Source organism: Dickeya sp. CFBP 2040 (assembly GCF_012273755.1).
Lineage (GTDB): Bacteria > Pseudomonadota > Gammaproteobacteria > Enterobacterales > Enterobacteriaceae > Dickeya > Dickeya poaceiphila.
In genome coordinates this window covers 22,027-46,631 of the sequence record NZ_JAAVXH010000056.1, presented here as the reverse complement: position 1 = coordinate 46,631, position 24,605 = coordinate 22,027, and the positions used below count along the sequence as shown (strand labels likewise).

The window sequence follows — 24,605 nt, the reverse complement described above, 5'->3', positions numbered from 1 at the left end:
CCTTCAGCGTGTCGGTTTATTAATTGAGCGAATAAAGGGGGAGAATTTGCCTTATTTGGTGAAATGAGTTTCTCAATTACTCAATAAAGGGGGGGAGTATTTTTAAATCAGGATCGTTATCACACAACGGGCATAATCACTGTACATACCGTTACACAGCAACGCTCATCATTGAAGATTAGGCTGGTATATAGTGTCAAAAAAAACAGTGGCTGATTGACTGTAAAGATGAAAATTAACAAATTCCAAACAAGTTGATGTGATGTAGTTTTACTTTTATGATAAAAATCAAGAATACTTTCTGCCTACATATCTTGATGGCTGTTCTGGCCATCGTGTTCCTTAGTGTTCACCCGTTGGTGACAAGCTTTGATCCGCCGCTAAAATTTCAACCATTGATTAAAACCATGGAAGGAACGCCAAAGGAGCTGCGGGAAAAAATAGCGACCATTTCCCATGCTTTACAAGGAAATGCAATTTTCTTCATCGGCGCTTCAGAGGTTTCCACGTCTGAAGATGAATATTACGCAGTATATAATTACTTTAATAACCAGCTGCATCGACCCGTAGTCGCCTATGGCGATATTTATATCGATAATATTGCGCATTTTTTACTGTTGTCACGTTTTAAAAATGATCTTAACGAAAACAGTAAGGTTGTTTTACAACTTGCTCCCGATAGCTTTTATGGCGATGGCATTCCTGCATCGGTTTTTGCCGACCATTTTCCGGCACCGATGTTTAATCCCCTGATGGAGGATGCGCAGACGCGCCCCCTGCTGGTGGATTATTTGCAACATATTAATGAAGAAGAGCTCAGTCATTTAACTTTCGCTCAAATGAAAATTTATGGCTGGCATCCGCAACTTATCTGGCAGGAAGTGAGCTATCAGTTTGCGATTTTCTGCGAAATGATAAAGAAAGACTGGCTGGCAATGCTGGGAATTGCCCCTCAGCCTGCGCAACCGTGGCCTCAGCGACCCGCCACAGACATCATTCCCGATTGGGATCACGAACTGGCCCACGCCCATGAGTTGAATCAGTACCGTCAGCAAAGCGCGCAGACATTCTGGATGGACAAGTCGGTTTTCGATGATGATCCAACCAAGGATGAGTGGGATAACGCGCCGCTTTTTCCGGCACAAATGGAAGCGTTTCTGGCGACTATCAAACTGCTCAAAGAGCGCCACGTCCAGCTTGTGGTGATTGTTGATGCGATTAATCCGTGGGCGATTGTCAATTCAGAAAAATTTCAGTCCATTGATAGCCAGATCAGGTCGGTACTGGAGAAAAATCAGGTCCCTTATTTGGATATGTATGCACAACCTTATCAGAACGGCTGGAATTGGGATCGCCTGCACCCAACAGACCCGGCATGGGTTGTGATGGACCGCTTTATTGCTGAGAGCTTTAAACGATGAAACACGCTATTCGCCTTTTTTTTCTTTATCTCTTGCTGGCGGTGACCATCGTTGCGTGGACCTCTGTTGATGACAGCATGAGCTTAAAAGTGCATTTTGAATATCAAAAGTTCTGAAGGATAAATGATGTATAGCTCCGGAACATTTTTTTTCTTTCTGTTTTCATCAGCGTTGCTGTTTGCGTTGATTAACCGGGTATTGCATTACCGGTTGACGTATTTATCCGCTATTTCTGTATTGGTGGCGTGCGGTTGGGGATATATTTTCCAGGGTGATTATATTGTACCCGTGGCAGTTTTCCTGAGTTTTTATATTATTGTTACGCTAAAAGAGAAGGGATGGTTAAAAACCTGGCAGTCAGTAATCCTGACTCTGTTGCCGTTGTTTTTGGTGAAATTACACCTTAACAATCACTGGGGTATGATCGGCTTGTCGTTTATGACATTCCGCGCCGTTGATGTATTACTCTACCGCACCAAAAAAGATGGTCAGAATTTCCTGAATTATCTTTGTTATCTCTTTATGCCCCTTGTCATTCAGGCTGGTCCGATGTATCGCTGGCGGTCATGGATGAGTGATATTAATAAGCAGGTCTTCACACTCTCCCGCGAGCAGTTTTTAGCTGCCATGGAGCAAATTTTTGTCGGCATTATCCAGAAATTCTTATTCGCCATGCTGATAGATACCCAGATTATTCAGTCCTGGAGCCAGCGCCCGTTTACTTTAAGCGTAGGCATCGTTATGTCGTTGGCCTATAGCGCTTATCTCTATTTTGACTTTGCCGGCTACAGCAATATGGCTATCGGTGCCGGGCGCTTATTTGGCCTGAATATTCCGGCAAACTTCAATATGCCCATTTTGGCTAAGAATCCGCAGGATTTCTGGCGCCGCTTCCACATTAGCTTGTCTGAATGGCTAAGGGATGTGGTGTTTATGCCGATTTATATGAATTTGATGAAGATCGATTTTTTCAGACAAAACAAAACGCTGGCACAAAACATTGGTATTTTTTGCACCCTGTTTTGCATGGGAGCATGGAACGGGCTTGAACGACACTATATCATCAGCGGCGCGCTGTTTGGCGCCATTTCTGTTGCACACAACATGTTGCAGTGGTCAGCCAAACGCAGTCCGACGCTCAGCAACTGGTTACATTATCCAGTTATTGTGTTTTTGGGACGAATTCTGACGCTGGCAAGCGCCGCTGTCTCCCTTTACATCTTTAGCGGAATGTCACCTCTATGAACTATCACTCCGAGCTTAAGGAACTGCAAGATTTCTTGCACACAGCATTACTCAAGCCCGCGAATCCACATCAGTTGGCGATTAGCGGTAGCGACGACGCGATGACCTGGCAACAGCTCTCCGCCGCGGTGACCGATTGGGCGCAGCGCTATCAGCACTGCCAGCAGCCTGCCGGTACACCGGTAGTGTTATACGGGCATCAGCAGGCTGAATTTGCCGTAGCGATTTATAGCTGCCTGTTGCATAACATTCCCTACATTCCGGTGGATTGCATCTATCCGCAGGAGCGGCTCAAAGAGATTTGCCAGCAGGCGAAGGCTCCTTACTATTACGATGTGGCCACAAAGCAGTTTATGACTACCGGTGAGGTGGGGCAGGTACTAGCTGAGCAGGATCTTGCCTATATCATGTTCACCTCCGGCAGCACCGGAAAACCCAAAGGTGTGCAGATTGGCCGCGAAAGCCTGTGGCACTTCATGAAATGGGTACGTCAGGATTTTTCATTGCCTGAACTGCCGGTGTTGATGAACCATGCGGTATTCAGCTTCGATCTCTCCCTGATCCCGCTGCTGGCTAATCTGGCAACCGGTGGGCACATTGTTCTGAATGCGAAAGAGGATATCGCAGCGGAAAACTGGCTGGATAGACTGAAAATCAACGGAGTGTCCGTTTGGGTTTCCACGCCGTCTTTTGCCTATCAACGGTTGCTCTCCCCTCAGTTCAACAGCGACTATTTACCTGATCTCAACGTGTTCGTATTCATTGGCGAAGTGTTGAACAAAGCGCTGGTAAAACAGTTACGTCGCCGCTTCCCACACGCCAAAATTCTCAATTCCTATGGTCCAACGGAAGCGACTATCGCTACCACTGTGATTGAAATTACGGATGAAATCCTGCACAGCGAGCAGGACCTGCTGCCGGTGGGGGCGATGATGCCGGATTCCAGAATGGAAATTACGGCGGACGGTGAGCTGATTATCTGGGGTAAAAACGTGATGCGCGGTTATCTTGGGTTAGCTCAGGAGAACGCGGAGAAATTGTTACGCCGGGAGAGCGAGGAATTCCGGGGCTACCGAACCGGCGATCTGGGTTATGAAGAAGGCGGTATCCTGTATTGTCAGGGCCGTAACGACAGCCAGATCAAGCTCAACGGCTATCGTATCGAGATCAATGAAATTGAAAATCGCCTGCTGGCTATGCATGACATCAGGGAAGCCGTTGTCCTGCCGCTGATGAAATCAGGGGGCGGCGTTCTGCGTATCGCTGCTTTCTGTGTGACGCACTTAGCCCCTGAAGCGATTAAAACCTCGCTGTCGAAGGTAATTCCTCCCTATATGGTGCCTTCTCAGATTATTATTAAAGACTCGTTGCCGCTTAATCCTAACGGTAAAATTGACCGTAAGTTGCTGGATACTCATGCCCGCACGAATTAATTACACCAGGAAAAAATGATGGAACAAGAAATACTCGCCCTGTTTGAAAAGGTCTTATCTCGTAAAGTGGGGTTTAATGATGAACTGATTGAGTCCGATATCCTCGACTCGATTCTGGCGGTCGATCTGGTGCTGGAAGTGCAGGACGTGTACGGCTGCATGATCCCGCCGACCGAAGTCGCCAACGTTCTGAAGACTCCGGCGGATTTGGCTCGCTACATCGAAGAGCATCGTGGCTAAGCCTTGATAAACGGGGAATATTTGTATCTTTCAACACCCCGGATGTTGTCATTCGGGGTCTTTATTTTAGGAACCTCAGTATACAAATCAGTGAAACTCGTCAAGGTAACGTCGTGAGTTTGTGGTAGGGTATGCGTCTTAGGGAATCGCCCGGTTCCCGGTTTTTGCCCCGTCCGAGTTTCTATCATGTATGAGTTCAAACTGGTTTTACTGTTGCTCCAGCAGATGTGTGTGTATCTGGTGATCGCCTATCTGCTTAGTAAAACGCCGCTATTCATTCCGTTGATGCAGGTCACGGTCCGGCTGCCACATAAACTGTTGTGTTATGCCATGTTTTCTATGTTCTGCATCATGGGGACCTATTTCGGGCTGCATGTACAGGACTCCATCGCCAATACGCGTGCGATGGGGGCGGTGCTGGGCGGTCTGCTCGGTGGGCCGGGCGTTGGCGTGTTGGTGGGGATGACCGGTGGGCTGCACCGTTATTCGCTCGGCGGCATGACCGCGTTCAGTTGCATGGTATCAACCATCGTTGAGGGACTGTTGGGCGGCATAGCGCACCGTTGGTTGATGCGTCGTGGCCGAATCGACCGATTATTTAACCCGTTTACCGTAGCTGGGGTGACGTTTATCGCCGAATTGCTGCAAATGGCGATTATTCTGTTGCTGGCGCGACCATTTGATGATGCGCTGAGGCTGGTTAAAGATATTGCCGCTCCGATGATTGTTACCAACAGCATTGGTGCGGCGATGTTCATGCGAATCCTGCTGGACCGGCGCGCCATGTTCGAAAAGTACACCTCGGCGTTTTCTGCCAGAGCATTAAAAATCGCCGCCTGTACCGAAGGTATCCTGCATCAAGGGTTTAACGAAGAAAACAGCATGAAGGTGGCGCAGGTTATCTATCAGGAGATGGATATCGGCGCGGTGGCGATCACTGATCGTGAAAAACTGCTGGCCTTTATCGGTATCGGCGACGATCACCATCTTCCGGGAACACCTATCGCATCGGGCCATACCCGGCGAGCCATTGAGCACAACGAGGTGGTGTACGCCGACGGCAACGAAACACCTTACCAGTGCTCGTTGCAGTCCGGTTGCCGTTTGGGGTCCACGCTGGTGATCCCGCTGTGCGGCGAGAATCAGCAGGTGATCGGCACCATCAAACTGTATGAGGCCAAAAATCGGCTGTTCAGTTCAATTAACCGTACCTTTGGCGAAGGCATTGCCCGCCTGCTGGCCGCGCAGATTCTGGCCGGCCAGTATGAGCGCAGCAAGCAGTTGCTGACGCAATCGGAAATCAAACTGCTTCACGCGCAGGTTAATCCACATTTCCTGTTTAACGCGCTCAACACGCTGTTGGCGGTGATTCGCCGCGATAGTGAACAGGCTGGTAAATTGGTGCAGTCGCTCTCGACGTTTTTCCGTAAAAATCTTAAACGTTCTGAGGAAGTGGTTACGCTGGCCGATGAGATAGAGCATGTGAACGCTTATTTGCAGATTGAGAAAGCCCGCTTTCAGGAACGGCTGCAAATTCGTTTTGACCTGCCGCGGGCGTTAATGTCGATGCGGTTACCGGCGTTCTCACTGCAACCGCTGGTGGAAAACGCGATAAAACACGGTACGGCACACCTGCTGGGGACGGGGATTATCACCATCAGCGCCAGGCGGCAGGGTGACAGGCTGTTGCTGAGCATTGAGGATAATGCTGGTTTGTACCAGCCGCGAACCAACTGCACCGGGCTGGGGATGAATCTGGTGGATAAGCGCATTCGCAGCCGCTATGGCAATGATTATGGCCTGAGCGTGGAGTGTGAGCCTGAGCGTTATACCCATATCCATGTGACGCTGCCTTGTGAGGAAAGCCAGTCATGCTGAACGTACTGATTGTTGATGATGAACCGTTGGCGCGGGACAACCTGCGCTGCCTGCTGGAACAGGATGATGGTCTTGAGCTGGTGGGCGAGTGCGCGAACGCGATAGAGGCGATCAGCGCGATTCACCGCTTGCATCCTGATGTGGTGTTTCTGGATATTCAGATGCCGCGTATCAGTGGGCTGGAGATGATCGGCATGATCGATCCGGACAACATGCCCTACATTGTGTTCATTACCGCCTACGACGAATATGCCATCAAGGCGTTTGAGGAACAGGCGTTTGATTACCTGCTTAAACCTATCGATCCGCCGCGGCTGGCAAAAACCTTGCGCAATCTGCATCGTGAGCGGCCAGCACAGAGTATCGACAAATTGTCTGATCATCAGGCTGGTCTTGACTACATCCCGTGCACCGGACATAGCCGGATCTACCTGATGAAAAGCAGCGAGGTGCAGTTTGCCAGCTCACGTCAGAGCGGCGTCTACGTGACGGGGCCGCAAGGGGAGGAGTGCTTTACCGAATTGACGCTGAAAACGCTGGAAAGCCGTACTCCGCTGGTGCGCTGTCATCGGCAATATCTGGTCAATATGGACTATCTGCGCGAAATCCGGCTGGAAGAGAGCGGCCAGGCGGAGATTCTGCTAAAAAGCGGCCTGGCGTTACCGGTTAGCCGTCGCTATCTGAAAACCCTCAAGCAATGGCTTGGCCTCAAAGGCTGAACTGCTCCCGGCAATTGTCTGCGTTGCCTGTCTTCTGTGTTTGCTGCTGTTGCCTTGTTAGCTTCTTGTTTGGCTGATGCGTGAATACGCGTTGGCATGACATCTCGTCTGTTGCTCACTGCAGGGTGAATTGCTTCAAATTAAGTAAAAATTCTTCACCGCTTATCCTGATATGTGACCGGTCATCGGCTTATCCGACCACTTACCCAAATTCAGCTATGACCTCACTTGTGGCCCGCTTACAGTCACGAAACGTGACTACATCATTAATAACGACATTATAAGAAGGGTAAACGCTATGAAAGATAAACTTCTCAGGCATCTTCCCTGGGCGTTGCTGGGGTTCATTGGGGCATGTTGCCTGGGGGTAGTCGCGCTGCGTCGCGGTGAGCACGTCAGCGCCATGTGGATAGTGGTCGCCTCGGTGGCGGTCTACCTGGTGGCTTACCGTTATTACAGCCTGTATATCGCCCGTAAGGTGATGCAACTTGACGCTAACCGTGCCACGCCGGCAGTGGTTAACAATGACGGGCTTAACTATGTGCCGACCAACCGCAATGTGTTGTTCGGTCACCACTTTGCGGCGATTGCCGGCGCAGGCCCACTGGTGGGACCGGTGCTGGCGGCTCAGATGGGCTACCTGCCCGGCACGCTGTGGCTGCTGGCCGGGGTGGTGTTGGCCGGTGCCGTGCAGGACTTTATGGTGCTGTTCATGTCAACCCGCCGCAATGGAGTATCGCTTGGGGAAATGATCAAAGAGGAAATGGGACCGGTGCCCGGCACCATCGCGCTGTTCGGCTGCTTCCTGATTATGATCATTATCCTGGCGGTACTGGCGTTGATCGTGGTGAAAGCGCTGGCGGAAAGCCCATGGGGTGTGTTTACCGTGTGCTCCACCGTGCCTATCGCACTGTTTATGGGCATTTATATGCGCTTCCTGCGCCCTGGTCGGGTGGGGGAAGTCTCAGTGATTGGTATCGTGCTGCTGCTGCTGGCCATCTGGTTTGGCGGCGTCATCGCTCACGACCCGTACTGGGGGCCGGCACTGACCTTCAAGGACACGACCATCACTTTTGCGCTGATCGGTTATGCGTTTATTTCTGCGCTGCTGCCGGTGTGGTTGATTCTGGCGCCGCGTGACTATCTGGCGACGTTCCTGAAAATTGGGGTGATCGTCGGTCTGGCGATTGGCATCGTGATCATCAACCCTGAGCTGAAAATGCCGTCGATCACGCAGTTTATCGACGGCACCGGTCCGGTGTGGAAAGGCGCGCTGTTCCCATTCCTGTTTATTACTATCGCCTGCGGCGCGGTATCCGGCTTCCATGCGCTGATTGCATCCGGCACGACGCCGAAACTACTGGCTAACGAAACCGACGCCCGCTTTATCGGTTATGGCGCGATGCTGATGGAATCTTTCGTTGCCATTATGGCGCTGGTTGCGGCGTCGATTATTGAGCCGGGTTTGTACTTTGCGATGAACACCCCGCCGGTTGGGCTGGGTATCACCATGCCTAACCTGCACGAGCTAGGCGGCGCGAATGCGCCGGCGATTATGGCGCAATTGCATGATGTCACCGCACAGGCCGCCGCCACTGTCAGTGCCTGGGGGTTTGTGATTTCGCCGGAGCAGATCCTGCAAACGGCGAAAGACATCGGCGAACCGTCGGTGCTCAACCGTGCCGGTGGCGCGCCAACGCTGGCGGTGGGTATCGCCCATGTGTTCCACCAGATCATTCCGAGCGCCAACATGGGTTTCTGGTATCACTTCGGAATCTTGTTTGAAGCGCTGTTTATTCTGACCGCGCTGGACGCCGGTACCCGCTCTGGCCGCTTTATGTTGCAGGACCTGCTGGGTAACTTCGTACCATTCCTGAAAAAGACCGATTCGCTGATCGCCGGTATTGTTGGTACTGCCGGTTGCGTCGGCCTGTGGGGCTACCTGTTGTATCAGGGCGTGGTCGATCCGCTGGGTGGCGTCAAGAGCTTGTGGCCGCTGTTCGGCATCTCCAACCAGATGCTGGCCGCCGTAGCGCTGGTGCTGGGCACCGTGGTGCTGATCAAGATGAAACGTACGCGTTATATCTGGGTAACGGTGCTGCCGGCAGTCTGGCTGCTGATTTGCACCACCTGGGCGCTGGGCCTGAAGTTGTTTAGCAATAATCCCCAGATGGAAGGGTTCCTGTACCTGGCGCGCGTTTACAAACAGCGCATTGCCGAAGGGACGGATCTGAGCGCGCAGCAGATTGCCAACATGCATCACATCGTTGTTAACAACTACACCAATGCGGTGCTGAGCGTGGTGTTCCTGGTGGTGGTGTATAGCATAATCTTCTATGGTATTCGTACAGCGTTGCGGGAACGTAACCAGTCGGAGCGTTCCGACCGGGAAACGCCTTATGTACCGGTGCCGGAAGGTGGCGTGAAGATTTCTTCCCATCATTAACAGACGGTGAGGAACATACCGCCGACAGGCGCCTGTGCGGGCCTGTCGGCGCTTATATTTGTCGGCTCATACTACAGGCGCTCATACGAAGAGAGGGCGATATGTTCGGAAATCTTGGTAAAGCGGGAAAATATCTGGGGCAGGCCGCCAGAATGCTGGTGGGCATCCCGGATTATGATAACTACGTGCAGCATATGCAGACTAACCACCCGGACCAGGATGTCATGAGCTATGAGGAGTTTTTCCGTGAACGCCAGCAGGCGCGCTATGGCGGCAGCGGCAAAGGCGGTTTTCGGTGCTGTTGACGCGCCAGGGGCGAAGGAGTTTTTTCGATTATGACCCATTCATTACCGGCAGCGGTATTACCCGCAACTATTCTTACCGGCTTTCTCGGCGCGGGTAAAACCACGCTACTGCGGCACCTGTTGTATGCCGACCACGGTGAAAAGATCGCTGTGATTGAAAATGAATTCGGTGCGGTGGCAATTGATGATGCCCTGCTGGGCGACCGGGCGACCCGTATCACCACGCTCAGCAATGGGTGTATCTGCTGTAGCAGCGCGAATGAGCTGTCCGATGCGCTGCATGAACTGCTGGACGGCATCGACAGCGGCGAGCTGGCGTTTGACCGGCTGGTGATCGAATGTACCGGTATGGCCGATCCGGGGCCGGTGATTCAAACCTTTTTTTCTGACGAACGCCTGAGCCAACGCTTCCTGTTGGATGGCGTGATTGCGCTGGTAGATGCGGTGCACGCCGATGACCAACTGAACCGGCACACCGTAGCACAGGCGCAGGTAGGCTACGCTGACCGGATATTGCTGACCAAGACTGATCTGGCAGGTGAGACGCAGGCACTGGAGGAGAGACTGGCGCGTATCAACGCCCGTGCCAGCCTGTATCGGGTGGTGAACGGTCAGATCGACCACCGTCAGATCTTCGGCGTCGATGGTTTTATGTTAGATGATCGGCTACAGGTGTCTTTACCGCGTTTTCGACCGCTGATCGAACAGGATAACGCCATCACCTCGCTGGTGGTGCAACTGACGCGTCCGGTAGATATGGCGGCGGTATCGGCGGTGATGGAGCAACTGTTGGTTGACTGTGCTGATAACCTGCTGCGCTACAAAGGGGTGCTGGCAATCGAGGGGGATGATCGTCGGTTGTTATTCCAAGGGGTACAACGGCTCTACAGTGCCGACTGGGATCGCCCATGGAACGATGATGAACCACGCGAGAGTGTCATGGTGTTTATCGGTATTCGTCTGCCGGAAGACGATATCCGCCGCGCGTTTGATGCGCTGAATGCGTGATCCAGGCTTGCCGGATGAAAATCCGGCAATACCTACCTTCCTTATTTCAGCTTACAGTTGTTTTCACTTATCCTGCTAATCGAGCCTTGAGCGTCACCGAGGGCTTTTCACCAAACAGTCGCTGGTAGTCGCAGGCGAACTGGCTCAGGTGCCAGAAGCCCCATTGCATCGCGGCATCCTGCACGGTGTGATGACGGGAGTAAGGGCTGACTAACTCGCGGCGTACTGCGTTGAGGCGGATCATCTTCAGCCAGGCGTTAGGACCGCAGCCCATCACATTGCAGAATGCGTTTTGCAGCGTGCGGCGGCTGACATGCAGGCGGCGGCACAGGTCAAGCACCGTGACCGGTTCCGACTGCTGGCTGAGTACATATTCTCTGGCGCAGCCAATCAGGCTGCGGTAGCCGATGCGTCTGCCGGTATGTGCAGTGTTGACATCGGCTGGTTGGGCGCTTTCCAGAAACGAAATCACCGTAGTCAGCAGATTGTGTTTCAGTACTTTGACCGCATTGCTATGTTGCAGACGTTGCGGCTCGTTGCAGCCATACCACAGCGCTTCGCGTACAAACGACCAGAAGATCTCGCGCCTGTGCGGCTCCACCAGTAAGGTGGAGCTTTGCGCCAGCAGGCGGGTCAATGGCTCCGGTTCTTCCAGCACATCGGTGTATTGCAGCAGTTCGTCGCGGGAGATAGCCACGCCCAGAATGGCGTAGTCATCCGGCGTGTTCAGCTCGAATTCTTTACCTCCGGGGCTGACGGCAATCGCACTGTTGCTGATGGGATAAGAACCGATGAAGCCGGTTCCTGCATGGCGGGCGGGAATACCGAACCAGAAGGAATCCGGCCATATCATGCAGGACTGGCGCAACGCCAGACTGGTGTATTCGTGGCAAAGCTGGATGCCATCGAGCAGAATTTCTCGTAATTCCCCTGTGAAATGCCCCGGCGAAACCTGGTCATAAATCTGCTGCCAGGCGGTAATGGTGCGGGATTGGGCGTAGACATCCTGTGTCTGACATTGGTGTATGTTATCGTCTGGCGACACTGGCGTTGTTGCCGGGAGACGGTGCTCTGCATCCAGATGATGCAGGTTGACCGGATTGTGTTTCATCGTCAGCTCACCTCCGTGACAATGTCGGGCGGGGTCCACTCTGCATGATGGCTGCGCCATGTCGGTGGACGACACTCAGGCAGACCCATACATTAGCCCGTTATACGGCATTCGATTGGGGAGGAACAGGCGCTAAAGCACATTTAGCCTTATTCTGGTATGACCCGTCCGTTGCTTCCTCGTCCTCTGTTTATCTCCTTTATGTCCGGTTACGTGGTGATGTTGCCGCTGAGGTTAACCAGCGGCAATAACGCAGCGACCCCATTCAGGCGATACGGAACATATCCACCAGCACACAGCGCCGCAGGCGAACAAAGGTGCGGGCCGAGGTCACGCCTTCACCGGTCGGCGTCGAGATGGTCATCGAGGTCCAGCCTTCGCCGCCCAGCCCCAGCCCGGCGATACAAGGGCCGTTTTTGACGAAAATACTGGTGTTGATGGCGTTCGCCATACGGTTCAGATTCCTGATATTGGTGGAGTGCATCGCGGCAGTGTGGCGACAGCCGTTTTCCAGCGTAAGCGCCAGCGCGATGGCGTCATCCACGTTTTTCACCCGCACTACCGGCAGTACCGGCATCATCAGTTCAGTGATGGCGAACGGGTGGCTGGCGTCGGTTTCAGCCAATAGCAGGCGGGTATGTTCGCTGACTTCCAGACCAATAGCCGCAGCAAGTTTAGCGGCATCGCGGCCAACATAATCGCGGTTGACGCGACCTTTACCCTGCGGGTCGATATCGCTCAACAGCACCGGCAGCAATTGTTCGGTTTGTTCCGGTGTGAGCAGCACGGCATGGTTGTGCTGCATTTCTGCCAGCAAAGCATCAGCCACGCTGTCCACTACGATCAATACCTTCTCGTCGGCACAGATGATGTTGTTGTCGAATGAAGCGCCTTTAACGATGGCGCGGGCCGCTTTCGGAATGTCCGCGGTTTCATCCACCACTACCGGTGGGTTACCCGCTCCGGCGGCAATCAGCCGTTTGTCGGTATGTTTGCGTGCCGCTTCCACCACCGCTTCGCCGCCGGTGACCACCAGCAGGCCGATGCCGGGGTAGCAAAACAGGCGTTGCGCGGTTTCAATGTTGGGTTCGAAGACGCTGACCAGCAAATTCTCCGGGCCGCCGGTGGCGACAATCGCTTTGTTGAGCAGGCTGATGGTACGCAGCGACACATTTTTCGCCGATGGATGAGGGGCGAACACCACGCTGTTGCCCGCTGCGATCATGCTGATGGCATTGTTGATTACCGTCGCTGCCGGGTTGGTAGAGGGTGTGACCGATGCAACGACCCCCCATGGCGCGTTTTCGATCAGCGTCAACCCGTTGTCGCCGGTCAGCACTTCCGCCGACAGGCACTCGATTCCCGGCGTATGGCGCGCCTGCGACACGTTCTTGATGTACTTATCGACCACGCGTCCCATGCCGGTTTCGGCCACTGCCATTTCCGCCAGTACCTGAGCATAGCGCTCGCCAGCAACCCGAATCGCCTTAATCACCTGTTGACGTAGTTCGACGCTGCTCAATTGCTGCTGAGCGTGCGCTGCAGCCTGAACCGCGTCGTCAAGCGAGTCGAAAATACCGCTCGGTGCATCAAACATCACCGGGGCGGGCATCGGTACGGTCGGTTCGATCAAGGAGTGTTCCATAGAGTCTATCCTCTTGTTATGTAACTTGTTTAAACCACGCTGATCATCGGTTTACATGGCGTTGATCAACAGTGCCGTGGCCAAAAGTATGGAAAAAGTACGGATGCGGATTCGGCGTATTATTCAAGTCCGGCTGCGTTCGGCTCGGTACGCGCAGAGGGCGCCATTCCAACCAGGGAAGCCAGAAGGATTGTGCCGCGCCCGGAGGATTCTCATCCCTGAGAGAACCCTTCCATTTTAATGCCGCGCCTGTTCTGATGGGGCGGCCCGGTGTTTCCTGTGTTGACTTGTGGTCATTGTGGCAATGGCAGGTCAAAGCGAATAACAAAATTCGGCAAGTCGGCGTAAAGGTTGAAAGAGATCACGAAAAGAAAAGTAGGGCAGAAGTGGGGTAATTGAAAACGCGCCAGACCCTGTGATGAGGGGCCGGCGCGTTTGTGGTCATATTTAACACCTTATTGCGAGACACCGCGAGGCGTAAGCTGGTCGTTCAACTTGCTTTCACCGCTGGAGTGACACGTTTTACCGGCGCGTTCTGGCGGTTTTCCCACAGTGCGGTCAGGCCGCGTTGCAGGGCAATGAACACAAACAGCAATATGCCGATGGCAATCTTGGTCCACCAGGAACTGAGCGTGCCGTCAAAGTTGATGTAGGTCTGGATCAACCCCTGAATCGCCACGCCGAACAGCGTGCCGAGTACGGTGCCGACGCCGCCGCTCAGCAGCGTGCCGCCGATCACCACCGAGGCGATGGCGTCCAGCTCGACCCCAACACCCGCCAGCGCATAACCTGCCGAGGTATAAATGGAAAATACGATCCCGGCGAGGGTCGCCAGCCCGGTGGACAGCATGTAAATGCGAATGGTGGTGCTGCGGGTGGAAATACCCATCAGGTTGGCGGAGGTGCTGTTGCCGCCGATGGCGTAAACCTGATTGCCGAAGCGGGTATGGCGCGCCAGCACGATGCCGACGGCGACCACCATCAGCATCAACAGCCCCATGGCGCTGAGCCGACCGCCGCCGGGGATAGTCCATGCCAGACTGGAGAGCGTCTCGTAGATCGGGTGGTTAATCGGCAGGGATTCTTTCGATACCAGATAGCTGGCGCCGCGCAGAAAGAACATTCCCGCCAGCGTGATAATAAACGCCGGGATTTTTAACGCATCGATGAGCAGGCCCATGAATGCGCCAAAGGCGCACCCCATCAGCAGGATCAATGGGAACGCCACCAGCGGCGACAGTCCCCACATGCCGATGGCTTTGGCGAGGAACACGCCGGTAAACGCGATCACCGAGCCGACGGACAGGTCGATACCGCCGGAGAGGATCACAAAGGTCATGCCGACGGCGACAATACCCAGAAAGGCGTTATCGGTAAGAATGTTGCAGATGACACGCGTGGAGGCGAAACCTGGAAATTGCGTCAGGCAGTACAGGTACCCAAGCACGAATACCGCCAGTGTGATCATCAGCGGCAAGTTACGCTTTATCATGGCGGCCAGCTCCTTTCAGCAAGGTCACAAAACGTGGCGACTGGACGACCAGTACGCACAATACCACGACGGCTTTCACCACCTGATTGAGCTCCGGTGGAAAACCTGACAGCAGAATACCGGTGTTCATACCCTGAATAATCAGCGCGCCTAACACGGAAAGTACCATGTTGAAGCGACCACCCATCAGCGAACCGCCACCGATCACCACGGCGAGAATGGCGTCCATCTCCAGCCACAGACCGGCGTTGTTGGCATCAGCACCCCGAATATCGGCGGTGACGATCACCCCGGCGATGGCGGCACACAGCCCGCTCAGTATATACGTCATGGTCACCATAGCGCGGGTACTGACACCGGCGTTTTTCGCCGCCCGGATGTTGATCCCCACTGATTCGATGAACAGCCCCAGCGCGGTGCGCCGCACCAGCAACCAGAACAACAGCAGTGTGACCAGCGCAATGATGACCGGCGTTGGGAAGTAGAATAGCGCGCCGCTGCCAAGCCATGCCAGCGGCGGCGAGTTGAAGGTGACTATCTGCCCGGCGGTAATCAACTGGGCGATACCGCGCCCGGCTACCATCAGGATCAAGGTAGCGACGAATGGCTGAATCTTCAGGACAGCAACCAGAATACCGTTCCACAACCCGGCCAACATGCCGACGCCGAGCGCCGCCAGCAGCACTACCGACAGGCTGTAGCCTTGTACGGTGAGCGATGCTGCAACCGCTCCGGAAATCGCCATAATGGCCCCGACCGACAGGTCAATGCTGCCGGTGGCGATCACCAGCGTCATGCCGATAGCCAGCAACGCCACCGGCGCTGCCCGGTTGAGAATATCGATAGGGCTGCCGAACAAGCGGCCATCCTGCACGACAATCTGGAAAAAGTGGCTGGCGACCAGGCTGTCTACCAGCAGTACCAGCGCCAGCGCGGCTATCTGCGGCATACCTTGTGAAAACCGTAATGACGGCCAGCGAAACGGGTGTTTATCAGAACCCGGCTTGCTCAGTGATCGAGGCATCACTATGCCCTCCTTATGCCGCGATGGCATTCATGATGGCGGAAACAGATAGCTGGTCGAGCGGGATTTCCGCCACCTGCTGCCGGTCACGCATAATCAGTACCCGGTCGGCGTACCCCACCAGTTCTTCCAGTTCGGACGAGATCACCAGCAGCGCCAGCCCGTTGGCACACAGACTTTCGATCAACCGGATGATCTCGGCATGAGCGCCGACGTCGATGCCGCGGGTCGGTTCATCCAGGATCAGGAATTGCGGCTTGGTCAGCAGCCAGCGAGACAGCAGCACTTTCTGTTGGTTACCGCCGGACAGCAATTCGATGGGTTGATCGGCGCTTGGGGTGCGGATGCCAAGCTGGCGAATGAATCGCTCGGCAATGGCTAGCTGCTCCTTGCGGGGGATGGGGCGTAGCCAGCCGCGCTGGGCTTGCAGCGCCAGAATGATATTCTCCCGTACCGACGCGGCAGCGATAATGCCGTCGGTTTTGCGATCTTCCGGGCAAAAACCGATGCCAAGGCAGGAGGCCTGATGCGGCGAGCGCAACGTCTGCGATTTGCCTTTGATCACCGCTTCACCGCGATCAGCTGGTTTGATGCCGAAGATCACTTCGGCGGTTTCTGTGCGCCCGGAACCCAGCAACCCGGCAAGACCGACGATTTCGCCGGGCCGTACCGCCAGTTCGAACGGTTCAATCACCCCTTTTTTGCCGTAGCCTTTGAATTCCACTACCGGCTTGTCGCTCAACAGCGTGCGTCCGGCGCGCTGCAGCGCGTTTTGCTCCAGTTCGCGGCCCAGCATCATTTTCACCAGCTCTATCTGCGGCAGCGATGCCGTGTCGTGGGTGCCGACGAATGCGCCGTTGCGCAGCACGGTAATGCGGTCGGTCACCTGATAAACCTGGTCGAGAAAGTGGGTGACGAAGATCAGACTGACGCCCTGATCGCGCAGTTGACGCATCAGGGTGAACAGCATCTCTACTTCCTGAGTGTCGAGACTGGCGGTAGGTTCGTCGAGGATTAACACCCTGGCGGACAGGTCAATGGCGCGGCAGATGGCGACGATTTGCTGCATCGCCACGGAAAAGCGGTTCAGCGGTTCGCGGACATCCAGCTCAAAACCGTAGGAAGACATCAGTGCCGCCGCTCGTTTTTCCATTTCGGTGCGTTGCAGTAATCCGAAGCGTCTGGGTTCGCGGCCAATAAACAGATTATCCGCCACTGACAGATTGGGTAGCAGGTTGACTTCCTGATATACCGTGCCGATGCCCAGTTGTTGGGCGTGAGCGGTATTTTTCGGTGAAATGGGCTGACCTTCGAGATAGATAGTGCCCGCATCGCGTTGGTATACGCCGGTGAGCGTTTTGATAAGCGTAGATTTGCCCGCGCCATTTTCCCCCAGCAATGCCATGATTTCCCCGCGCCGCAGGCTGAAATCGACCTTGTCCAGTGCTTTCACCCCAGGAAAAATTTTGCTCAGCCCTTCCGTACGCAAGATTTCCTGGTTGTCGAAACCGTTCATGCGATTCTCCCTCACAAAACAGGCGATGTCCGCCATGGCGGTAGTGGCCATGGCGGTGGTGAGCTATCAATATCCCATGTTCTTTTTCTTATCGAGCTCAGCCTGTGCGCTGTCTGGTTTAAATAGGGTGGACGGCGTCAGAATCAGTTTGGCTGGCAACGTGCCATCCTTTTTATATTTTTCCAGCGCATCAAACGCCGGCCCGGCCATATTTGGCGTCAGTTCAACCGAGACATTAGCCTCGTTTGCCAGCATGGCACGGAAAATATCCGGCACACCGTCAATCGATCCGGTCAGAATATCTTTTCCCGGTTTTAACCCCGCTTCCTTAATAGCCTGAATGGCGCCAATCACCATATCGTCGTTATGGGCGAAAACCATGCAGATATTTTTGCCGTTATTCTCTGACTTGATAAAACTTTCCATTACCTGTTTGCCTCCGCTACGGGTAAAGTCGCCAGACTGGGAACGGATAATTTTAATATTCGGTGTTTTAGCGATAGCGTCTTCAAACCCTTTTTTACGGTCAATGGCGACGCTGGCACCGACGGTGCCTTCTAATTGAACGACATTACAATTCTTGCCGTTTTCGGTTTTAATCAGCCATTCGCCAATTAATGCCCCTTCTTTGATATTGTCGGCGCGTACGGTAGTGAGATAAAGCGAGTCGTCTTTGACGTCAATACCGCGGTCCAGCAGGATTACCGGTATCCTGGCTTCTTTGGCTTCTTTCAGCACGGGTTCCCAGCCGGTCGCTACCACGGGAGCGATGAAAATAGCGTCCACCCCTTGTGCGATAAAGGAGCGTACTGCTTTGATCTGGTTCTCCTGTTTTTGCTGGGCATCGGCAATTTTCAGGTTAATACCGCGCGCTTTTGCCTGCTCTTTGGCCACGGTCGTTTCAGCCGCGCGCCAGCCTGATTCCGATCCGACTTGAGAAAATCCCACTGTCAATGGCGCTGCCAGCGCGACTGATGACAGTGACGCACATACAGCTGAAGCTAAAATGACGCGTTTCCACATAAAAGTGTCCTCTCTGGTAATCATTGGCTATCGGTTTTCGTTCTTGGGGACAGCGGTATTATTGGGTATTCAACATTGTCGCCTGTATCGGGATACGACAGGCGGCATTATTTTTCCTCCACTCAACGTTCATAACAAAACAGTAGTTTTTGTCATGGGAAGAGGGTCAGGGCGTATTCGCTGATCTTATGGATAAAATGGCCATCAGCGGGGAATCTGTGACCCCACGCAAATATTGTTTTAAGTCATTTTTTCGGTGTCAGGCATCGGCGTGCTGTATTCTGTTATCGGCGTCATGTTTTTTAACTAGTGGTATTTATTACGTCTGATGAAATAGGGTGAGTAGTGGTGTATTGATTCATAGCGCGCTTTTTATTCCAGGCGTATAGGAATGATATGGATATTTGGCGTGTTTTTCAGCGAGGACATCAGTGGCCTGCGGAATATAAATTATGCGAAATGTGAGGGAGACTCGTTATTTATAACCACCGGAGTAGCGCAATGATTTTATTCATGGTTAAAACGGTTTGAAGGTTTATGGCTAATACAGGAGGTGCGATGTGAGTAGTTAAAAGCGGCTGGCTCGACCAGCCGCTTTGTGAGTGGCTAATGGTGTCCCTGAGCCAGACCACCGTTGCCGTCAGGCAACCCAATCATGACATTCTGCATCATGCCCTGATCTTCATGGTCAAGGATATGGCAATGCAGTACGAATTCCCCAATATAGCGTTCATAACGGGTACGGATATAAAGGGTATAGATTTTATCCAGCGGCGGTGTCTGCGATGAGAGCTGTTCCGTTGGCGGCACGTTGCTTTTAACCCAAATCGTATCTTTCCATACTCCTTTTAGCCCGGCGTATTGGGAAACGGAACCATCCGCTTCTTTGGCTCCCGGTAAACTGACGTCATTACCTTTTGGGTCAATGATTTTGATGATTTCGAAGGGATTGACGTGGATATGAAACGGGTGACTAACGAAGTAGGAACGTAGTTGCCATTCCTGTGCGCTGCCTAACACCAGCGAGCGATCAATCTGATGCGGGGAATAGGGTTTGGCTCCCTGTGGATTGAACGTGCCATCGCTGAGTTTCTCGACATTGAAGGCATTGCCGACTTCGAAAAGGGGCGGAGCACTGGCGTCTTTTGCGGGCAGCTTGATGTAGAAGACCAATTGCTGAACGGGGGAACCCGCTACTTCTTTATCGGTAATGGGTGGATGAGGAGTGAATTTTGTCAGCCTGAAACCGTTGTTCAGGTCGTGGCGGATGCTGTCGGCCAGCGCGGTGGGATGATAGGTTTTCCCGGCACGCTCGGCCAGATAAGCGGTTGTTGCCGCAATGGGGTCGGTGACGGCATGTCCACCTTTGACCCGTACAAAACCGAGTACTGAGCGCTGCTTTTCTGAGCGAGATACATTATCCGCAGCAGAAACCGGCGGATTAACAATGCAGTAGATCCCTTCCTCCGGGAAGTTGAGCAGCAAGTCGTTACGATACCCCGGTTGCATAGTGATGTCGGTTTGGGGTTGAGCCTGTGACATAGTCAAACCGTCAGCCGCGATAACCGCGTAAGGGACTGGCGCGCCAGTACAAAGATCGCGTACGAAACGGTCCTGATCGGCAGCTCCCAGCGTTTTTTCCCTGGAGAAAAAGTCGCTGCTATTGAGTTTGCGGAATTCTACCTTGATGGTTTCGCGCACCCCAGCGTGTACCAGACGCCAGCGCTCTACTTTACCGGCTTCCACATGGCTAAATAGTGGGCGTACCCGGCCATTCACCGTGGTAAGACGACCGGATTGCTCCCAAACGCCGGGGGCGAATTGATCGTAGGAATTGACTTCGCCAATCTCACCGGGGGCACAAGACCAGTCGATAATGGTTTTACCTGGGTTTTCAGGGTCTGGCTTGGTTTTCAGCTTGCCATCCTTAAAGCAGGCATACGGAATCTGTTCAAACACCAGTAACCGTTCCGGCAGAGGTTTGCCGTCTGTGGTAGTCAGCAGTGTATCGATATCACCGTTGGTGGTGGTGGTCGGCTGGCGATCACCGCGAATGATCAGTGCGCCAGCCATGCCGCTACCTACTTGCAACGCCGTAGATCCATGATTGTGCGGGTGATACCAGAAGGTTCCCGCCGGATGATCGGCTGGAATATTGTATTCGTATTCGAATTTCACTCCCGGATTAATGGTAAGCAACACGTTGTCGCTATTGCCCGACGGACTGACCCATAAACCGTGGCTGTGCAGATTGGTGCTGTTAAAGCAATGCGGCGTATTAGGCGTGGTATGTTGGGCCGAGCAGTCAGGATCTGGCGGTAGCTGGTTGTTCAACCGGATTCTGACGGTATCGCCGGGTGTGGCTTCAATCGTTGGAGCAACGAACGGATGGTACGGATCGATGCCGGTACCGCTGTAACTGCGCAGCCGTACTTTATCGGCGTGGCCCTGAGTCGGGTTGCGGATAACCCCTTCGGTATATTGTATTTTCAGATCAAGCACGCGTTCCCGACCGGAATGCGGCGCTGAGGCGTCCGGTTTTTTCAGATACAGCGTTCCCACGGATTTTACCGACGACTCCGTCAGTACCGGCGGATTCATAAACGCGTTGGCTGGTGGTTCGTTGGTGGTTTCTGCCGCCTGCGTTGCGGGTAAATAAATACCCAACAGCATCACCACTGAGTTAAGTAATAATCGTTTTTTCACCCTGTTTTCTCCATGTAATAACGATGCACAGCTGATGTCACTCGTGTTTAATGAAAACGCGTTATTCCTGTCATGTTTCAGGTGCCAACTACCGGAATGACGTGTTAAACAGGCGTAGTTATCCACGCGTTGTTATTGATTACCTGGATTGAAAACGTGTTATTGACGTGATGCGAAGGCTTATATACCCGTCATACTTCACGTTGCAGGTGCGTTGGCTTTATTACTCGGCTCATCCCAGAGCTTTGCCGCCTGCCTGCAACTCGAATTATTTAGGGTAGAACTGTTTTTTATGGTTCATTTTTTTCTTACTTTTTTTAAGTAAATGTTGTCAGGTGTTGATTGTCAAAATTTATTACATTTTGTTTTTTGTTTATTGGCTTCCTGACAATAACTATACGTTTTTATTATTATCAATAATCGATATTACGGTATAAATACATATTGGTGTGTATTATTTTATTTGATATTAGTTTCGTAGAGTAATTAGGAGTGGTAAACCTTTGGGTGGCCTGTGCAACGTCAGGTCTAAGGTCACGGTGAGGTTTAATGGCAAAATAGGCTGACGGAAGCGTGAGAAAGGTCATCAAACCGTCGAGTTTTTCCATTTTCGTCCTGATCCGATTTCTTATTCATCAAAGAGACATTAATGTTTGCTTAACATTCTACCGATAAAATCATGGTGTAGTAGTGAATGAGTCGTCAGTGAATGTGTAGTTGAACTATGAGGTCGTTTTACATGTTGATGTAGGAGGTTGTTATGCTCGAACAAGTTACCGTTTATTTAGCGATACTGGCCGTTATCGTTGTACCGGGATTTCTGGCCGCCTTTCTGAGTCCTAAATGGAATGACTGAATAATGCTAACCCAGTCTGATAATATACGCCCCGCCTGAAGGTTATTGATTCATGCGGGGCGTGTTGCTTTAGCTGATAGGCTTCGGTTATTGCCCTTTCACTTCCCCTTTCCCTAACGCTTGCACGCTGTTGCCCATCGCATCGGTAGCATTCATATCCGCGCCTTTTTCCTGCAACGCTTTAAGAATTTCTGTGCGCTGAAACAGTGATGCGTACATCGCGGCGGTTTGTCCGGCATTATTGCGGGTATCCGGGCTACATTTTGCATTCAGCAACAAGTGAGCAATTTTCAGCTCGCCTTTGAACACTGCTCCCATCAGCGCGGTATTACCGCGACTATCCTGCAGGCAAGGGTCAGCGCCGTGGTTAATAAGCAGTGATACCGTGTCGTAATGGCCGTGATAAGCCGCCAGAATGACCGCAGTAAAGCCCTTGTCATCACGGGCATTTAGGTTATAACCGGCGCTGACGAATTCCTGAAGCACGGCGTCGTTGCCATTGCGGGCGGCATCCCATAAATACTGATTGAGCTGGTTTTGAATCTGCCGTTCATCTGTCGTCGAAGGCGCGGCGTTAGCGACAATAGAGGGCGATGACGTTACCGGGGCAACAGGCTGTTGTGCCTGGGCCGTTGCCTGGGCTAACGCCAACAGGCAAAAAATGAGACGAAGTGGTTTCATGATGACGATTCCCTGGTCGTTGGTGCCGCCTGAACAATGTGCTCAGGCGGCGACGTTCAGTTAGTCAGCCAGTTTGCTGGCCAGTGACTGCACTTTGCTCAGGTCGCCTTTGGCGACGGCGGTCAGACGAGTGCCGTAGGTCGCGTCAGCCTTGTAGAAATAGGAAAGCATGATGGTTTTGCTTTCGGTATCGGCCATCGCTAGAGCAGAACCCAGGCTTTGCACCAGATCATCCTGATCTTTCTTGCTGTAAGAACGATACAGTTCGCCGGTCTGTTTGAAGTTCTGCTCTTTTTGGATCTTACGCTGCTGGGTGGTGCCGCTGAGCGGTGTCTGGCTGTAGCGGGCGGAAACCAGCTCTTCGCGTGGATACAGGCGGCTTGGTTGGTAGTTCACTCCGTTGTCTTGCGTATGGCCACTGTTCAGGCTGCCATCCTGATTGATGTTGTTGGCTTTTTTCAGCGGAGCATTGATCGGTAAGCTCAGGCCGTTCGCGCCGAGCCGGTACATCTGGGTATCGGCATAGGCGAACAGGCGGCCTTGCAGCAGACGATCTTCAGACGGTTCGATGCCAGGGACCAGATTCGAGGGGGCCATGGCGACCTGCTCGGTTTCCTGGAAGAAGTTGTCCGGGTTCTTGTTCAGCACCATCTGGCCGATTTTACGTTCGGGTACACCCGGCCAGATTTTGGTGGCGTCCAGCGGGTCGAAATCAAACTTAGCCAGGTCGCCCGGTGTCAGTACCTGAATGTAGAGATCCCATTTCGGGTAGTCGCCGCGGTTGATGGCCGCGACCAGATCGTTAGTCAGATGGCTGTAATCTTTGCCCTGAACGTCCTCTACCTGTTTGGGATCGAGGTTTTTCACGCCTTGCAGCGTCTTCCAGTGGAATTTGACGTAATGCACTTCCCCTTTGGCATTGACCAGCTTGTAGGCATGGACGCTGTTGCCGTCCATATTGCGATAGCTGGCCGGTGTGCCTTCGTTGGAGTAAAGCAAAGTCAGGGTACGGATAGATTCCGGAACGTGTGAGAAGAAATCAAACCGGCGTCCGTCATTATCCTGATTGGTACGAGGATCTGGCTTGAACGCGTGCACCATGTCCGGAAATTTGATGGCATCACGAATGAAAAAGGTGGGGAAGTTGTTGCCTACCAGATCCCAATTGCCTTGGGTGGTGTAGAACTTGGTGGCGAAGCCGCGCGGGTCGCGCAGGGTCTCCGGGGAGTGATTGCCATGTACCACACTGGAGAAACGTACGAATACCGGGGTTGCGCTGCCTTTTTTGAACACCTCGGCGATGGTCAAGTCCGAAATATCTGCTGTAGCGGTAAATGTGCCGTGTGCGCCGGTACCGCGGGCATGGACTACACGCTCAGGAATACGTTCACGATCAAAACGTTGCAGCTTTTGCAGCAACTGCACATCCTGTAGCACAACCGGACCGTTCGGGCCGGCGGTTTGCGAGTTCTGGTTGTCGCCTACCGGTGCGCCGTTGTCGCGGGTCAGGGTATCTGCCAGCACAGGATAGGCCGTCAACAGCGACGATACGATCACCAGCGATTTTTTCCAACTGGGAACACGATATGTGGCGGTGTGATTGCTCATAACTTTCCTCATTTTCCATATGATTTTTAACAACAATAGGTTTGGTTATTGCTGTGGTTCCATTGCACTGCTCGAAGCTATAAGCAGAGAAGATTCTCCATCAGAGACGTCGATAATACGGGTGCTCTGTTGGTGAATGCGGTTTACCGGTCTTTACCTGTCGTCATGACGGGATATGGTGTTCCGTCTGGTCGGCGGTATGGTTAACCGTCGCTGTTACTGGAGAGTCTTAAATGCCTACAGCAACT

19 protein-coding genes are annotated in these 24,605 nt (G+C 53.1%); 10 read left to right on the top strand and 9 right to left on the bottom strand.

Annotation, left to right across the window (positions count from 1 at the left end; translation table 11 throughout):
- Positions 1–278: 278 nt before the first annotated feature.
- From Dpoa2040_RS07505 to yjiA, 9 genes are all read left to right on the top strand, one after another.
- Positions 279–1,421, top strand: coding sequence for a D-alanyl-lipoteichoic acid biosynthesis protein DltD (locus Dpoa2040_RS07505; protein WP_173024008.1), 1,143 nt, complete (start codon positions 279–281; stop codon positions 1,419–1,421).
- Between the two features lie 126 nt (positions 1,422–1,547).
- Positions 1,548–2,666: an MBOAT family O-acyltransferase gene (locus Dpoa2040_RS07500; RefSeq protein ID WP_042868862.1), complete on the top strand. Its 1,119-nt coding sequence runs from the start codon at positions 1,548–1,550 to the stop codon at positions 2,664–2,666.
- On the top strand, positions 2,663–4,099 hold the full coding sequence (locus Dpoa2040_RS07495) for an AMP-binding protein (RefSeq protein ID WP_168640876.1): 1,437 nt from the start codon (positions 2,663–2,665) through the stop codon (positions 4,097–4,099). The genes Dpoa2040_RS07500 and Dpoa2040_RS07495 overlap by 4 nt, the downstream gene beginning before the upstream one ends.
- An 18-nt stretch (positions 4,100–4,117) precedes the next feature.
- Complete coding sequence (locus Dpoa2040_RS07490) at positions 4,118–4,339, top strand: acyl carrier protein (protein ID WP_013319137.1); 222 nt, start codon at positions 4,118–4,120, stop codon at positions 4,337–4,339.
- Between the two features lie 186 nt (positions 4,340–4,525).
- Positions 4,526–6,217: a sensor histidine kinase gene (locus Dpoa2040_RS07485; protein WP_168640875.1), complete on the top strand. Its 1,692-nt coding sequence runs from the start codon at positions 4,526–4,528 to the stop codon at positions 6,215–6,217.
- Positions 6,211–6,936: a two-component system response regulator BtsR gene (btsR, locus tag Dpoa2040_RS07480; protein WP_168640874.1), complete on the top strand. Its 726-nt coding sequence runs from the start codon at positions 6,211–6,213 to the stop codon at positions 6,934–6,936. Before Dpoa2040_RS07485 ends, btsR begins: the two co-directional genes overlap by 7 nt.
- A 298-nt stretch (positions 6,937–7,234) precedes the next feature.
- Positions 7,235–9,382, top strand: a complete 2,148-nt coding sequence (locus tag Dpoa2040_RS07475) for a carbon starvation CstA family protein (protein ID WP_042868873.1) — start codon at positions 7,235–7,237, stop codon at positions 9,380–9,382.
- A 101-nt stretch (positions 9,383–9,483) separates the two neighbouring features.
- Positions 9,484–9,687 carry a YbdD/YjiX family protein gene (locus tag Dpoa2040_RS07470; RefSeq protein WP_012768713.1) on the top strand — a complete coding sequence of 68 codons (204 nt, stop codon included), beginning with the start codon at positions 9,484–9,486 and terminating at the stop codon, positions 9,685–9,687.
- Between the two features lie 30 nt (positions 9,688–9,717).
- The gene (gene yjiA, locus Dpoa2040_RS07465) at positions 9,718–10,695 is read left to right on the top strand and encodes a GTPase (protein WP_168640873.1); all 978 of its coding nucleotides are present in this window, start codon (positions 9,718–9,720) and stop codon (positions 10,693–10,695) included.
- A gap of 67 nt (positions 10,696–10,762) precedes the next feature.
- Here the strand turns inward: yjiA and eutR are convergent, their stop codons facing one another.
- From eutR to Dpoa2040_RS07430, 7 genes are all read right to left on the bottom strand, one after another.
- Entirely contained in the window at positions 10,763–11,806 is a 1,044-nt protein-coding gene (gene eutR, locus Dpoa2040_RS07460) for an HTH-type transcriptional regulator EutR (protein WP_168640872.1), read from the bottom strand.
- 265 nt (positions 11,807–12,071) lie between these two features.
- A complete protein-coding gene (locus Dpoa2040_RS07455; RefSeq protein ID WP_168640871.1) occupies positions 12,072–13,451 on the bottom strand; it encodes an aldehyde dehydrogenase family protein in 1,380 nt (459 codons plus the stop codon).
- A gap of 490 nt (positions 13,452–13,941) precedes the next feature.
- Positions 13,942–14,943 (bottom strand): galactofuranose ABC transporter, permease protein YjfF, encoded by a 1,002-nt coding sequence (yjfF, locus tag Dpoa2040_RS07450; protein ID WP_168640870.1) that lies wholly within the window; start codon positions 14,941–14,943, stop codon positions 13,942–13,944.
- Positions 14,930–15,967 (bottom strand): galactofuranose ABC transporter, ATP-binding protein YtfT, encoded by a 1,038-nt coding sequence (ytfT, locus tag Dpoa2040_RS07445; RefSeq protein WP_168640869.1) that lies wholly within the window; start codon positions 15,965–15,967, stop codon positions 14,930–14,932. The genes yjfF and ytfT overlap by 14 nt, the downstream gene beginning before the upstream one ends.
- A gap of 13 nt (positions 15,968–15,980) precedes the next feature.
- The gene (ytfR, locus tag Dpoa2040_RS07440) at positions 15,981–17,483 is read right to left on the bottom strand and encodes a galactofuranose ABC transporter, ATP-binding protein YtfR (protein WP_168640868.1); all 1,503 of its coding nucleotides are present in this window, start codon (positions 17,481–17,483) and stop codon (positions 15,981–15,983) included.
- A gap of 66 nt (positions 17,484–17,549) precedes the next feature.
- Complete coding sequence (gene ytfQ / locus Dpoa2040_RS07435; protein ID WP_168640867.1) at positions 17,550–18,506, bottom strand: galactofuranose ABC transporter, galactofuranose-binding protein YtfQ; 957 nt, start codon at positions 18,504–18,506, stop codon at positions 17,550–17,552.
- Positions 18,507–19,112: 606 nt separating this feature from the next.
- Complete coding sequence (locus Dpoa2040_RS07430) at positions 19,113–21,212, bottom strand: multicopper oxidase family protein (RefSeq protein WP_371810588.1); 2,100 nt, start codon at positions 21,210–21,212, stop codon at positions 19,113–19,115.
- A 760-nt stretch (positions 21,213–21,972) separates the two neighbouring features.
- Between Dpoa2040_RS07430 and mgtS the strand changes: the two genes are divergently transcribed.
- On the top strand, positions 21,973–22,068 hold the full coding sequence (mgtS, locus tag Dpoa2040_RS07425; protein ID WP_146411522.1) for a protein MgtS: 96 nt from the start codon (positions 21,973–21,975) through the stop codon (positions 22,066–22,068).
- An 87-nt stretch (positions 22,069–22,155) separates the two neighbouring features.
- Here the strand turns inward: mgtS and Dpoa2040_RS07420 are convergent, their stop codons facing one another.
- Positions 22,156–22,749: an ankyrin repeat domain-containing protein gene (locus tag Dpoa2040_RS07420; RefSeq protein WP_168640866.1), complete on the bottom strand. Its 594-nt coding sequence runs from the start codon at positions 22,747–22,749 to the stop codon at positions 22,156–22,158.
- A gap of 60 nt (positions 22,750–22,809) precedes the next feature.
- A complete protein-coding gene (gene katB, locus Dpoa2040_RS07415; protein ID WP_146411519.1) occupies positions 22,810–24,357 on the bottom strand; it encodes a catalase KatB in 1,548 nt (515 codons plus the stop codon).
- Positions 24,358–24,605: the final 248 nt, after the last annotated feature.

What these genes read in the sequence shown, in the direction of transcription:
- Dpoa2040_RS07455 (WP_168640871.1), bottom strand. Translation starts at nt 13,451, where the DNA reads ATGGAACACTCCTTGATCGAACCGACCGTACCGATGCCCGCCCCGGTG.
- Dpoa2040_RS07470 (WP_012768713.1), top strand. Translation starts at nt 9,484, where the DNA reads ATGTTCGGAAATCTTGGTAAAGCGGGAAAATATCTGGGGCAGGCCGCC.
- Dpoa2040_RS07495 (WP_168640876.1), top strand. Translation starts at nt 2,663, where the DNA reads ATGAACTATCACTCCGAGCTTAAGGAACTGCAAGATTTCTTGCACACA.
- btsR (WP_168640874.1), top strand. Translation starts at nt 6,211, where the DNA reads ATGCTGAACGTACTGATTGTTGATGATGAACCGTTGGCGCGGGACAAC.
- Dpoa2040_RS07485 (WP_168640875.1), top strand. Translation starts at nt 4,526, where the DNA reads ATGTATGAGTTCAAACTGGTTTTACTGTTGCTCCAGCAGATGTGTGTG.
- mgtS (WP_146411522.1), top strand. Translation starts at nt 21,973, where the DNA reads ATGCTCGAACAAGTTACCGTTTATTTAGCGATACTGGCCGTTATCGTT.
- yjiA (WP_168640873.1), top strand. Translation starts at nt 9,718, where the DNA reads ATGACCCATTCATTACCGGCAGCGGTATTACCCGCAACTATTCTTACC.
- ytfT (WP_168640869.1), bottom strand. Translation starts at nt 15,967, where the DNA reads ATGCCTCGATCACTGAGCAAGCCGGGTTCTGATAAACACCCGTTTCGC.
- eutR (WP_168640872.1), bottom strand. Translation starts at nt 11,806, where the DNA reads ATGAAACACAATCCGGTCAACCTGCATCATCTGGATGCAGAGCACCGT.
- Dpoa2040_RS07475 (WP_042868873.1), top strand. Translation starts at nt 7,235, where the DNA reads ATGAAAGATAAACTTCTCAGGCATCTTCCCTGGGCGTTGCTGGGGTTC.
- ytfQ (WP_168640867.1), bottom strand. Translation starts at nt 18,506, where the DNA reads ATGTGGAAACGCGTCATTTTAGCTTCAGCTGTATGTGCGTCACTGTCA.
- Dpoa2040_RS07505 (WP_173024008.1), top strand. Translation starts at nt 279, where the DNA reads ATGATAAAAATCAAGAATACTTTCTGCCTACATATCTTGATGGCTGTT.
- katB (WP_146411519.1), bottom strand. Translation starts at nt 24,357, where the DNA reads ATGAGCAATCACACCGCCACATATCGTGTTCCCAGTTGGAAAAAATCG.
- yjfF (WP_168640870.1), bottom strand. Translation starts at nt 14,943, where the DNA reads ATGATAAAGCGTAACTTGCCGCTGATGATCACACTGGCGGTATTCGTG.
- Dpoa2040_RS07420 (WP_168640866.1), bottom strand. Translation starts at nt 22,749, where the DNA reads ATGAAACCACTTCGTCTCATTTTTTGCCTGTTGGCGTTAGCCCAGGCA.
- Dpoa2040_RS07490 (WP_013319137.1), top strand. Translation starts at nt 4,118, where the DNA reads ATGGAACAAGAAATACTCGCCCTGTTTGAAAAGGTCTTATCTCGTAAA.
- Dpoa2040_RS07500 (WP_042868862.1), top strand. Translation starts at nt 1,548, where the DNA reads ATGTATAGCTCCGGAACATTTTTTTTCTTTCTGTTTTCATCAGCGTTG.
- ytfR (WP_168640868.1), bottom strand. Translation starts at nt 17,483, where the DNA reads ATGAACGGTTTCGACAACCAGGAAATCTTGCGTACGGAAGGGCTGAGC.